This is a genomic window from Pseudomonas aeruginosa (assembly GCF_001457615.1).
GTDB classification, from domain to species: Bacteria; Pseudomonadota; Gammaproteobacteria; order Pseudomonadales; family Pseudomonadaceae; genus Pseudomonas; species Pseudomonas aeruginosa.
Map to the genome: position 1 here is coordinate 3,294,877 of NZ_LN831024.1, position 12,540 is coordinate 3,307,416.

The window sequence follows — 12,540 nt, forward strand, 5'->3', positions numbered from 1 at the left end:
CGAAAAACGCCGCGCCCCCATCGGGGACGCGGCGTTCTTCATCGGGAACGGCGAGGCTCAGTGAGCCTTGCCGGTCTTGTAGAGGTTTTCGTAGCAGAAGTTGGTCGCCTCGATGTAGCCCTCGGCGCTGCCGCAGTCGAAACGCTTGCCCTTGAACTTGTAGGCCAGCACGCAGCCGTCCTGAGCCTGCTTCATCAGGGCATCGGTGATCTGGATCTCGCCGCCCTTGCCCGGTTCAGTCTGCTCGATCAGGTCGAAGATGTCCGGGGTCAGGATGTAGCGGCCGATGATCGCCAGGTTCGACGGCGCCTCTTCCGGCTTCGGCTTCTCGACCATGGTGTTCACCCGGAAGATATCGTCGCGGATCATCTCGCCGGCGATCACGCCGTACTTGTTGGTCTCTTCCGGCGGCACTTCCTGGATCGCCACGATGGAGCAGCGGAACTGGTTGTACAGCTTGACCATCTGCTTCAGCACGCTGTCGCCTTCGAGGTTCAGGCACAGGTCGTCGGCCAGGACCACGGCGAACGGCTCGTCGCCGATCAGCGGACGACCGGTGAGGATGGCGTGGCCGAGGCCCTTCATCTCCACCTGGCGGGTGTAGGCGAAGGTGCACTCGTCGATCAGCCGACGGATGCCGACCAGGTACTTTTCCTTGTCGGTGTTGCGGATCTGGTGTTCCAGCTCGTAGCTGATGTCGAAGTGGTCTTCCAGCGAACGCTTGCCGCGGCCGGTGACGATGCCGATCTCGGAAAGGCCGGCTTCCAGCGCCTCCTCCACCGCGTACTGGATCAGCGGCTTGTTCACCACCGGCAGCATTTCCTTGGGCATGGCCTTGGTGGCCGGGAGGAAACGAGTGCCGTAACCGGCGGCCGGGAAAAGACATTTCTTGATCATGAGAATCCTTCGACATGGACGAAGTATGCGGATGGCGCGCAGTCTAATCAGGCTGCGCTCGCCTTACAATGCCCGGCCCTTGGACGTCCTATGCCCTGGTAGATGAAGCCCAGTTCCGCCATCCGCGCCGGTGCGTAGAGATTCCGACCGTCGACCAACAGGGGAGTTCGCATGGATCCACGGATTTTCTGGAAGTCCGGCTGGCGGAACTGTTTCCACTCGGTCACCAGCACCAGGGCATCGGCGCCCTCGACGGCGGCGTAGGGCGAGTCGTGGAGCGTCAATCGGGCGCAGGCCACAGCTTCCGGATAGCGTGCCGCGACCCCGGCGTTGGCCACCGGATCATGGGCCCTGACCCGCACCCCGTGGCGCAGCAGCGCCTCCAGCAGGACCAGGCTCGGCGCCTCGCGCAGGTCGTCGGTACCCGGCTTGAAGGCCAGCCCCCAGAGCGCCACCGTGCGCCCTTGCCAGCGTCCCTGGAACAGCTCGCCGAGGGTCTCGAAGAGCAGCTCCTTCTGCCGCGCGTTGCGCGCTTCCACCGCACGCAGTATCTGGCTGTCGAAGCCCTGTTGCTCGGCGCTGCGGATCAGCGCGCGGACGTCCTTGGGAAAGCACGAGCCGCCGTAGCCGCAGCCGGCGTAGATGAAATGGGTACCGATGCGCTTGTCGCTACCCATGCCGCGGCGCACGTCCTCGATGTCGACGCCGGTGAGGGCGCACAGCCCGGCCATCTCGTTCATGAAGGAAATCTTGGTGGCGAGGAAGGCATTGGCCGCGTACTTGCTGAACTCGGCCTCGCGACGCCCCATCAGCAGGACCCGCTCGTGATTGCGCAGGAACGGCGCGTAGAGCTGGCGCAGGGTTTCCCCGGCCTGCGTCTCGGCGCTGCCGATGATGACCCGGTCCGGGCGCCTGAAGTCGTCCACCGCCGAGCCTTCCTTGAGGAACTCCGGATTGCTCGCCACCGCCACCCGGAAGCGCTTGCGCCGGCGCGCCAGGCCCAGGCGGATGATCTCTTCGACCCGTTCGGCGGTGCCCACCGGCACGGTCGACTTGTTGACCACGATGCAGGCCTGGCGCAGTTGCGCGCCAAGTTGCTCGGCGACCGCCAGCACGTGGCTGAGGTCGGCCGAGCCGTCCTCGCCGCACGGCGTGCCGACGGCGATGAACACCACTTCGGCGTCGGCCAGGCCTTCCGCCAGGCTGGCGGTGAAGGTCAGGCGGGCGGCGTCCAGCTGATCGCGCAGGATGCTTTCCAGGCCCGGTTCGTAGATCGGCATCTCGCCGCGTCTCAGCCGCGCGACCCGCTCGCGGTCACGCTCCACGCAACGCACCTGGTTGCCCATCTCGGCGAAACAGGCCGCCGTCACCAGTCCCACATAGCCCGCACCAATCACGCATAGCCGCATGGCGTCGTCCTCCGCTGGCCTCGCCCTCTCTCTGCGGACGATTGCAGCCAAGCGCGGTGGCAGGCGCGTGACGCTGGCGTGAAGCTACCGTGACAGAACCCGCGCGGATGCCTGGGGTCCACCCAAGGTAGGCGGAAAAAACAGGAGGCTCCCATGTCCATCGAAATCGATTCGGAACAAGGCGTCTGCAGCGTGGAGATCGAAGGCAGCCGGCATCGCGCGCCGGTCGACAGCCTGCGCATCGGTACCGACGCCGAGGCGCGCCTGTCGGTGCTCTACATCGACGGCAAGCGCCTGCACATCAGCGAGGAAGACGCCCAGCGGCTGGTGGTCGCCGGCGCCGAGGACCAGCGCAGGCACCTGATGGCGGACGATTGACGCCCTCAGGCGTCCGCCAGCAACAGGTAGGGAGAACTGCGCAGGCTGTCGAGTCCGGCGCGAAACATGCGTTCGGCGCGGTTCCAGGGATCGTCGCGCAGGCGCTCGGTCCAGGCCAGGGTGCCGCAGATGCCGTCCCAGAGCGATTGCAGATAGATGCTGGCCAGCTCGACGTCCAGCCGCGCCGGCAGTTCGCCGCGCTCCACCGCCCGGCGGATCTGCCGGAGGCCGAAGCGTTGCCCCTGCTTCTCGAGCAGCTCGCGGCGGCGCAACAGCGGCTCGTTCTCGTCGCTGCGTTCGCACTTGAGGTAGAGGATCTCCAGCACCCGCTGCACCGAACCGGGCTCGCAGCACTGGCGGAGAAAGCCCATGCCGGCGCGCAGGAGGATATCCAGCGCCGGCACCCTGGCGTTTTCGTCGGGTACCTCGATCTGGCCGAAGGCGCGGTCGCACATCGCCAGGCAGACCTCGATCTTGTTCTTGTAGTGGCCGTAGACCGCACCGCGAGAAACCCCGGCGGCGTCCGCCAGGTCGGCCATGGCAGTGGTGCCCACGCCCTTTTCCAGGAAAACCCGCTCGGCGGCATCGAGTATGCCGTCGCGGGTTTTCTGGGATTCCTCTTTGGTTTTCCTGGCCACTGAACGTCCTCACAAGGGAAAGGCGCCGCAGATCATAAGGATATGTTACAGAAACGCCAATTAATTAATCACTCATGATTGATTATATGCTACTGTCGCGCCGCTCGTGAGTTGCGGTGCCCTTTCCCGGGCAAGCTCGCGAGTTCACGAATCGAGGGACACCCATGCACATCCAATGGACCGGCTCGCTGCGCGGGCTGCTGGCGGCCCTGGTCGCCCTATTCCTGCTGGGCTGCGAAGAAGCAGCGGACGCCGGGAAGACTGCGGAGGCCCCCGCCGAGGTCGGCGTGATCGTCGCCAGGCCGGCGCCTATCGGCATCACCAGCGAGCTGCCCGGACGCCTGGAAGCGTACCGCCAGGCTGAAGTGCGGGCGCGCGTCGCCGGCATCGTCACCCGTCGCCTGTACGAGGAAGGCCAGGACGTCCGCGCCGGCACCGTGCTGTTCCAGATCGACCCTGCGCCCTTGAAGGCGGCCCTGGACATCAGCCGCGGCGCCCTGGCCCGGGCCGAGGCCAGCCACGCGGCGGCGGCCGACAAGCTCAAGCGCTACGCCGACCTGATCAAGGACCGCGCCATCAGCGAACGCGAGTACACCGAAGCGCAGACCGACGCGCGCCAGGCCCTGGCGCAGATCGCCTCGGCCAAGGCCGAACTGGAGCAGGCCCGCCTGCGCCTGGGCTACGCCACGGTCACCGCGCCGATCGACGGCCGCGCGCGGCGTGCGCTGGTCACCGAAGGCGCGCTGGTCGGCGAGGACTCGCCGACACCGCTGACCCGCGTCGAGCAGATCGATCCGATCTACGTGAACTTCTCCCAGCCGGCCGGCGAAGTCGCCGCCATGCAGCGGGCGATCCGCGAAGGCCAGGTGAAGGGTGTCGCCGACAAGGACATCGCCGTGCGCCTGGTCCTGGCCGACGGCAGCGAGTACCCGCTGGCCGGCGAGCTGCTGTTCTCCGACCTGGCGGTCGACCCCGGCACCGACACCATCGCCATGCGTGCCCTGTTCCGCAATCCGCATCGCGAATTGCTGCCCGGCGGCTACGTGCAGGTGCGCCTGCAGCGCGCGGTGAACCCGCAGGCGATCACCGTCCCGCGCGACGCGCTGATCCGTACCGCCCAGTCCGCCGTGGTCAAGGTGGTCAACCCACAGGGCGTGGTGGAAGACGTGGAGGTCCGCGCCGACACCCTGCAGGGCCGCGACTGGATCATCAGCCGCGGGCTCAAGGGCGGCGAGCGTGTGATCGTCGAGAACGCCGCCCAGCATGCCGCCGGCTCCAGCGTCCAGGCGGTGGTCCGCCAGCCGGCCAGCGCCGACGCCCCCTCACCGCTGGCCGCCTCGCCGGCGGGCCAGTGACGGAGAACGCTACGAATGGCTCGTTTCTTCATTGACCGGCCGGTCTTCGCCTGGGTGATCTCCCTGCTGATCGTGCTCGCCGGGGTCCTGGCGATCCGCTTCCTGCCGGTCGCCCAGTACCCGGACATCGCGCCGCCGGTGGTCAACGTCAGCGCCAGCTATCCCGGCGCCTCGGCCAAGGTGGTCGAGGAAGCGGTGACCGCGATCATCGAGCGCGAGATGAACGGCGCGCCCGGCCTGCTCTACACCAAGGCCACCAGCAGCACCGGCCAGGCCTCGCTGACCCTGACCTTCCGCCAGGGCGTGAACGCCGACCTCGCCGCGGTGGAAGTGCAGAACCGCCTGAAGATCGTCGAGTCGCGCCTGCCCGAATCGGTGCGGCGCGACGGCATCTACGTGGAGAAGGCGGCGGACAGCATCCAGCTGATCGTTACCCTTACCTCCTCCAGCGGCCGCTACGACGCCATGGAGCTGGGCGAGATCGCCTCGTCCAACGTGTTGCAGGCGCTGCGCCGGGTGGAGGGCGTGGGCAAGGTCGAGACCTGGGGCGCCGAGTACGCCATGCGCATCTGGCCCGACCCGGCCAAGCTGACCTCGATGAACCTCAGCGCCAGCGACCTGGTCAACGCCGTGCGCCGGCACAACGCCCGCCTCACCGTGGGCGACATCGGCAACCTCGGGGTCCCCGACTCGGCGCCGATCAGCGCCACGGTGAAGGTCGACGACACCCTGGTGACGCCCGAGCAGTTCGGCGAAATTCCGCTGCGCATCCGCGCCGACGGCGGCGCGATCCGCCTGCGCGACGTGGCCCGCGTCGAGTTCGGCCAGAGCGAGTACGGCTTCGTCTCGCGGGTCAACCAGATGACCGCCACCGGCCTGGCGGTGAAGATGGCGCCCGGCTCCAACGCGGTGGCCACCGCCAAGCGCATCCGCGCCACCCTCGACGAGCTGTCGCGCTACTTCCCGGAGGGCGTGAGCTACAACATCCCCTATGACACCTCGGCGTTCGTCGAGATCTCGATCAGGAAGGTGGTCAGCACCCTGCTCGAGGCGATGCTGCTGGTGTTCGCCGTGATGTACCTGTTCATGCAGAACTTCCGCGCCACCCTGATCCCGACACTGGTGGTGCCGGTGGCCCTGCTGGGCACCTTCACGGTGATGCTCGGCCTGGGCTTCTCGATCAACGTGCTGACCATGTTCGGCATGGTCCTGGCGATCGGCATCCTGGTGGACGACGCGATCATCGTGGTGGAGAACGTCGAGCGGCTGATGGCCGAGGAAGGCCTGTCGCCGCACGACGCCACGGTCAAGGCGATGCGCCAGATCAGCGGGGCCATCGTCGGCATCACCGTGGTGCTGGTCTCGGTGTTCGTGCCGATGGCGTTCTTCAGCGGCGCGGTGGGCAACATCTACCGCCAGTTCGCGGTGACCCTGGCGGTCTCCATCGGCTTCTCGGCGTTCCTCGCGCTGTCGCTGACCCCGGCCCTGTGCGCCACCCTGCTGCGCCCGATCGACGCCGACCACCATGAGAAGCGCGGCTTCTTCGGCTGGTTCAACCGCGCCTTCCTGCGCCTGACCGGACGCTACCGCAACGCGGTGGCCGGCATCCTCGCCCGGCCGATCCGCTGGATGCTGGTCTACGCCCTGGTCATCGGCGTGGTCGCCCTGCTCTTCGTGCGCCTGCCGCAGGCGTTCCTGCCGGAAGAGGACCAGGGCGACTTCATGATCATGGTGATGCAGCCCGAAGGCACGCCGATGGCGGAGACCATGGCCAACGTCGGCGACGTCGAGCGCTACCTGGCGGAGCACGAACCGGTGGCCTACGCCTATGCGGTCGGCGGCTTCAGCCTGTACGGCGACGGCACCAGCTCGGCGATGATCTTCGCCACCCTGAAGGACTGGTCGGAACGCCGGGAGGCCAGCCAGCACGTCGGCGCCATCGTCGAGCGCATCAACCAGCGCTTCGCCGGCCTGCCCAACCGTACGGTGTATGCGATGAACTCGCCGCCGCTGCCGGACCTGGGTTCCACCAGCGGCTTCGACTTCCGCCTGCAGGACCGTGGCGGGGTTGGCTACGAGGCCCTGGTCAAGGCCCGCGACCAGTTGCTGGCGCGCGCCGCCGAAGACCCGCGCCTGGCCAACGTGATGTTCGCCGGCCAGGGCGAGGCGCCGCAGATCCGCCTGGACATCGACCGGCGCAAGGCGGAGACCCTCGGCGTGAGCATGGACGAGATCAACACCACCCTGGCGGTGATGTTCGGCTCGGACTACATCGGCGACTTCATGCACGGTAGCCAGGTGCGCAAGGTGGTGGTCCAGGCCGACGGCGCCAAGCGCCTGGGCATCGACGACATCGGCCGGCTTCACGTGCGCAACGAGCAGGGCGAGATGGTGCCGCTGGCGACGTTCGCCAAGGCCGCCTGGACCCTCGGCCCGCCGCAACTGACCCGCTACAACGGCTATCCCTCGTTCAACCTCGAGGGCCAGGCCGCGCCGGGCTACAGCAGCGGCGAAGCCATGCAGGCGATGGAGCAATTGATGCAGGGACTGCCCGAGGGCATCGCCCACGAGTGGTCCGGCCAGTCCTTCGAAGAACGCCTGTCCGGCGCCCAGGCGCCGGCGCTGTTCGCCCTCTCGGTGTTGATCGTGTTCCTCGCCCTGGCCGCCCTCTACGAAAGCTGGTCGATCCCGCTGGCGGTGATCCTGGTGGTGCCGCTGGGCGTACTCGGCGCACTGCTCGGGGTGAGCCTGCGCGGTCTGCCCAACGACATCTACTTCAAGGTCGGCCTGATCACCATCATCGGCCTCTCGGCGAAGAACGCCATCCTCATCATCGAGGTGGCCAAGGACCATTACCAGGAAGGCATGAGCCTGCTGCAGGCGACCCTGGAGGCCGCGCGCCTGCGCCTGCGACCGATCGTCATGACCTCGCTGGCGTTCGGTTTCGGCGTGGTCCCGCTGGCGCTCTCCAGCGGCGCCGGTTCCGGCGCCCAGGTCGCCATCGGCACCGGGGTGCTCGGCGGGATCGTCACCGCCACGGTACTCGCGGTGTTCCTGGTACCGCTGTTCTTCCTGGTGGTCGGGCGCCTGTTCCGGTTGCGCAAGGCGCCGCGCACCGGCAACTCGCCCCAGATCCCCACGGAGCAAGCCTGATGCCCCTAGCGAAACTCTCGCTCCCCACCCTGGCACTGTGCGTCGGGCTGCTCGGCGCCTGCTCGCCGACGCCTCGCCAGCCGCGCGCGGCCCCCATCGTTCCGGCCAACGGCCCCGACCTTCGGGGCAAGCTGGACGACTGGCAACAGCAGTTCACCGACCCGCTGCTGCGACAGATGATCGGCTACGCGCCGGCGCTATCCGGCGCGCAAGCCTGAATTCCGCCGTCCTTTTCCCACCCTAGTCGGCCGCTGGCAGCGCTCGGCTGAAGCGGTAGAACAGGTTCGGCTCGCTGACCACGTACAGGCTGCCCCGGTCGTCCATCGCCAACCCTTCGGCCTGCGGCACGTCGTCCGTCAGGCCATGGTTGCCGCCACGCAGGGTCAGGCTGCCGAGCGGATCCCCGGCGCGATCCAGTTCGATGACCACCCGCGACTCGTCGGAAAGCACCAGCAGGTGATCGCTGGCCTTGTCGTAGTAGAGGCTCGACAGATCGGTGAGGAACAACCCGCGATCGCGCTGCGGGTCGCCGCCGACGCTCAGGTCGAGCGCCTCGCCGCGGTCGTTGAAGAAGCCGTTTACCTCGATGATGCCCACCGGCGCCTTTTCCCGGGCCACGAACAGGCGCTCGCGCAGCGGGTCGTAGGCCAACCCCTCGAAGCCCTTGTTGCGCTTGTTTGCACTGCCCAGGGAGAACTTCCGGGCGTTGCGCGGATCGTCGATGTCGATCACCCGGGTGTCGGCGTCGACATGGATCTCCACCAGGCGTTGGCGACGCTCCTCGGCGACCACGTAGACGCCGGGCCGGATGTACTCGATAGCCTCCGGATCCTGGAAACCGCGCAGGGGGATGCGTCGCAGCAATTCGCCGTCCAGCGACAGCTCGAGGAAATGCGGGTCCTGGTTGGTCACGCTGACCAGGCTGCGCCGGCTGGGGTCGAAGGACAGCGCCGACACGTTGGACTCCGCGCCCAGCACGCGGGCTTCGATATCGACCCGATAGTCGGCCAGGCGCAGGGCGTTCTCGCGCGCAACATCGCCGCCGTAGCGCTGCTCCAGCTTGAACCAGATTCGCTCGAACGCGCGCTGCTGCTGGCCCGCCACCAGCAGCGCAAGCAACGCGGCGAGCAGGCAAGCCAGCAGCGTCCTGTAGGTCATCAGCCGACTCATCGTTACGACTCCTCCGAGAAACACAGTGTTCGGCGAAGCAGAACAGAGCCATCCGCGCCCTTTCATGAGGCGCCGATTAAATCTTTCTGACAAGCATCTTTCACGGCTGTCATTTTTCCCCCGTTCCAGGCGTTGACAGGATTTCGGCGCAGCTTTACGTTAACGTAAAGGTAAACAAGCAGGTGCCAGCGCATGTCCATCACCTACACCATCTCCGATCTCGCCCGCGAACTGGACATCACCACCCGCGCCATCCGCTTCTACGAGGAGCAAGGCCTGCTCTCCCCCGAGCGACGCGGCCAGGAACGCATCTATTCGCCGCGCGACAAGGTCAGCCTGAAGCTGATCCTGCGCGGCAAGCGCATCGGTTTTTCCCTCGCCGAATGCCGCGAACTGATCGAGCTCTACGACCCGGACCCGAGCAGCGGCAACCAGAAGCAGTTGAACACCATGCTGGAGAAGATCGCCGAGCGCCGCGCCCAGCTGGAACAACAGTTGCTGGACATCGAACAGATGCAGCTGGAACTGGATACTGCCGAGGAGCGCTGTCGAGCGGCGCTTATCAAAAGCTATAACAAACATACAGTTGAAACATAAACCTCATTCAAAGCTTTAAACCGGACAAGCACAATTACAGGTGAAAGCATGACCTATCCCAGCCTCAACTTCGCCCTCGGCGAAACCATCGACATGCTCCGCGACCAGGTGCGCGGCTTCGTCGCCGCCGAACTGCAGCCGCGCGCCGCGCAGATCGACCAGGACAATCAGTTCCCCATGGACATGTGGCGCAAGTTCGGCGAGATGGGCCTGCTCGGCATCACCGTCGACGAGGAGTACGGCGGTTCGGCGCTGGGCTACCTGGCCCACGCCGTGGTCATGGAAGAGATCAGCCGGGCCTCGGCTTCGGTGGCGCTCTCCTATGGCGCGCATTCCAACCTCTGCGTCAACCAGATCAAGCGCAACGGCAACGCCGAACAGAAGGCCCGCTACCTGCCGGCCCTGGTATCCGGCGAAAACATCGGTGCGCTGGCGATGAGCGAACCCAACGCCGGCTCCGACGTGGTCTCGATGAAGCTGCGCGCGGACCGGGTCGGCGACCGCTTCGTTCTCAACGGCAGCAAGATGTGGATCACCAACGGTCCCGATGCCCATACCTATGTGATCTACGCCAAGACCGACGCGGACAAGGGCGCGCACGGGATCACCGCGTTCATCGTCGAGCGCGACTGGAAAGGCTTCAGTCGCGGGCCGAAGCTGGACAAGCTGGGCATGCGCGGCTCGAACACCTGCGAACTGATCTTCCAGGACGTCGAGGTACCCGAGGAGAACGTCCTCGGCGCGGTCAACGGCGGGGTCAAGGTACTGATGAGCGGCCTCGACTACGAGCGCGTGGTGCTTTCCGGCGGCCCGGTGGGAATCATGCAGGCGTGCATGGACGTGGTGGTGCCGTACATCCATGACCGCCGCCAGTTCGGCCAGAGCATCGGCGAATTCCAGCTGGTCCAGGGCAAGGTGGCCGACATGTACACCGCCCTCAACGCCAGCCGCGCCTACCTGTACGCCGTGGCCGCCGCCTGCGACCGCGGCGAGACGACCCGCAAGGACGCCGCCGGGGTGATCCTCTACAGCGCCGAGCGCGCCACCCAGATGGCCCTGGACGCGATCCAGATCCTCGGCGGCAACGGCTACATCAACGAGTTTCCCACCGGCCGCCTGTTGCGCGACGCCAAGCTCTACGAGATCGGCGCCGGCACCAGCGAGATCCGCCGCATGCTGATCGGCCGCGAGCTGTTCAACGAAACCCGCTGAAGCCTCGCTCTTCCCGGCCCTTTGCCGCCAGGGAGAGGGCATTCCATTGCATCGACAGGCGCATCGCCAGGTCGGGAGCGGGCGCCAACCGCTTCCGCCCACCTCGACACGGAGCCACCGCCATGGCCATCCTGCACACCCAGATCAATCCACGCTCCGCCGAGTTCGCGGCCAACGCCGCGACCATGCTGGAACAGGTCAACGCCCTGCGCACCCTCCTCGGCCGCATCCACGAAGGCGGAGGTAGCGCCGCCCAGGCCCGGCACAGCGCGCGCGGCAAGCTGCTGGTGCGCGAACGCATCAACCGCCTGCTCGACCCCGGCTCGCCGTTCCTCGAGCTTTCCGCCCTCGCCGCCCACGAAGTCTACGGCGAAGAGGTCGCCGCCGCCGGCATCGTCGCCGGGATCGGCCGGGTCGAAGGGGTGGAATGCATGATCGTCGGCAACGATGCCACGGTGAAGGGCGGCACCTACTATCCGCTGACCGTGAAGAAGCACCTGCGGGCCCAGGCCATCGCCCTGGAGAACCGCCTGCCATGCATCTACCTGGTGGACTCTGGCGGCGCCAACCTGCCGCGCCAGGACGAGGTGTTCCCCGACCGCGAGCACTTCGGCCGGATCTTCTTCAACCAGGCCAACATGAGTGCCCGCGGCATCCCGCAGATCGCCGTGGTCATGGGCTCCTGCACCGCCGGCGGGGCCTACGTGCCGGCGATGTCCGACGAAACCGTGATGGTGCGCGAACAGGCCACCATCTTCCTCGCCGGGCCGCCGCTGGTGAAGGCCGCTACCGGCGAGGTGGTCAGCGCCGAGGAACTTGGCGGCGCCGACGTGCACTGCAAGGTCTCAGGGGTCGCCGACCACTATGCCGAGGACGATGACCATGCCCTGGCCATCGCCCGCCGCTGCGTCGCCAACCTCAACTGGCGCAAGCAGGGCCAGCTGCAATGCCGTGCACCGCGCGCGCCGCTGTACCCCGCCGAGGAGCTGTACGGGGTGATTCCCGCCGACAGCAAGCAGCCCTACGACGTGCGCGAAGTGATCGCACGGCTGGTGGACGGCTCCGAGTTCGACGAATTCAAGGCGCTGTTCGGCACCACCCTGGTCTGCGGCTTCGCCCACCTGCACGGCTATCCGATCGCCATCCTGGCCAACAACGGGATCCTCTTCGCCGAGGCCGCGCAGAAAGGCGCGCACTTCATCGAGTTGGCCTGCCAGCGTGGCATCCCGCTGCTGTTCCTGCAGAACATCACCGGTTTCATGGTCGGCCAGAAGTACGAGGCTGGCGGCATCGCCAAGCACGGCGCCAAGCTGGTGACCGCGGTGGCCTGCGCGCGGGTGCCGAAGTTCACCGTGCTGATCGGCGGCAGCTTCGGCGCCGGCAACTACGGCATGTGCGGACGCGCCTACGACCCGCGCTTCCTGTGGATGTGGCCGAACGCGAGGATCGGCGTGATGGGCGGCGAACAGGCCGCCGGGGTGCTCGCCCAGGTCAAGCGCGAGCAGGCCGAGCGCGCCGGCCAGCAGCTCGGCGTCGAAGAGGAGGCGAAGATCAAGGCACCGATCCTCGAGCAGTACGAGCACCAGGGCCATCCCTACTACTCCAGCGCGCGACTGTGGGACGACGGCGTGATCGATCCGGCGCAGACCCGCGAGGTGCTCGCCCTGGCGCTTTCCGCCGCCCTCAACGCCCCCATCGAGCCGACCGCCTTCGGCGTGTTCCGCATGTGAC

The 12,540-nt window shown here is 67.1% G+C and carries 11 protein-coding genes; 7 read left to right on the plus strand and 4 right to left on the minus strand.

From position 1 onward, the window contains the following. Positions 1-57: 57 nt before the first annotated feature. Together galU and AT700_RS15020 are read right to left on the minus strand one after the other, a co-directional pair. Entirely contained in the window at positions 58-897 is an 840-nt protein-coding gene (gene galU / locus AT700_RS15015; protein ID WP_003088639.1) for a UTP--glucose-1-phosphate uridylyltransferase GalU, read from the minus strand. Between the two features lie 47 nt (positions 898-944). Next, positions 945-2,306, minus strand: a complete 1,362-nt coding sequence (locus tag AT700_RS15020) for a UDP-glucose 6-dehydrogenase (protein WP_003100370.1) — start codon at positions 2,304-2,306, stop codon at positions 945-947. A gap of 153 nt (positions 2,307-2,459) precedes the next feature. Between AT700_RS15020 and AT700_RS15025 the strand changes: the two genes are divergently transcribed. Then, positions 2,460-2,684: a DUF3203 family protein gene (locus AT700_RS15025; protein ID WP_003100372.1), complete on the plus strand. Its 225-nt coding sequence runs from the start codon at positions 2,460-2,462 to the stop codon at positions 2,682-2,684. A gap of 5 nt (positions 2,685-2,689) precedes the next feature. Here AT700_RS15025 and amrR read toward each other — a convergent pair whose 3' ends face one another. Then, positions 2,690-3,322, minus strand: coding sequence for a TetR family transcriptional regulator AmrR (amrR, locus tag AT700_RS15030; protein ID WP_003088626.1), 633 nt, complete (start codon positions 3,320-3,322; stop codon positions 2,690-2,692). 164 nt (positions 3,323-3,486) lie between these two features. On the opposite strand from amrR, the gene mexX reads away from it, so the two are divergent. The 3 genes from mexX to AT700_RS15045 are packed head-to-tail and all read left to right on the plus strand — an operon-like array spanning position 3,487 to position 8,048. Further along, on the plus strand, positions 3,487-4,677 hold the full coding sequence (gene mexX, locus AT700_RS15035) for a multidrug efflux RND transporter periplasmic adaptor subunit MexX (protein WP_003118551.1): 1,191 nt from the start codon (positions 3,487-3,489) through the stop codon (positions 4,675-4,677). Between the two features lie 15 nt (positions 4,678-4,692). Then, on the plus strand, positions 4,693-7,830 hold the full coding sequence (gene mexY, locus AT700_RS15040; protein WP_003088621.1) for a multidrug efflux RND transporter permease subunit MexY: 3,138 nt from the start codon (positions 4,693-4,695) through the stop codon (positions 7,828-7,830). Continuing rightward, positions 7,830-8,048, plus strand: a complete 219-nt coding sequence (locus tag AT700_RS15045) for a hypothetical protein (protein WP_003100379.1) — start codon at positions 7,830-7,832, stop codon at positions 8,046-8,048. The genes mexY and AT700_RS15045 overlap by 1 nt, the downstream gene beginning before the upstream one ends. Before the next feature lie 22 nt (positions 8,049-8,070). Here the strand turns inward: AT700_RS15045 and AT700_RS15050 are convergent, their stop codons facing one another. Next, positions 8,071-9,000: an SdiA-regulated domain-containing protein gene (locus AT700_RS15050; protein ID WP_003088602.1), complete on the minus strand. Its 930-nt coding sequence runs from the start codon at positions 8,998-9,000 to the stop codon at positions 8,071-8,073. Between the two features lie 192 nt (positions 9,001-9,192). On the opposite strand from AT700_RS15050, the gene liuR reads away from it, so the two are divergent. The 3 genes from liuR (at position 9,193) to liuB (ending at position 12,539) form a co-directional block, all read left to right on the plus strand. Beyond that, entirely contained in the window at positions 9,193-9,597 is a 405-nt protein-coding gene (liuR, locus tag AT700_RS15055) for a liu genes transcriptional regulator LiuR (RefSeq protein WP_003100383.1), read from the plus strand. A gap of 48 nt (positions 9,598-9,645) precedes the next feature. Beyond that, entirely contained in the window at positions 9,646-10,809 is a 1,164-nt protein-coding gene (liuA, locus tag AT700_RS15060; RefSeq protein WP_046638677.1) for an isovaleryl-CoA dehydrogenase, read from the plus strand. Positions 10,810-10,931: 122 nt separating this feature from the next. Beyond that, positions 10,932-12,539 carry a methylcrotonyl-CoA carboxylase subunit beta gene (liuB, locus tag AT700_RS15065; protein WP_003100387.1) on the plus strand — a complete coding sequence of 536 codons (1,608 nt, stop codon included), beginning with the start codon at positions 10,932-10,934 and terminating at the stop codon, positions 12,537-12,539. Position 12,540: the final 1 nt, after the last annotated feature.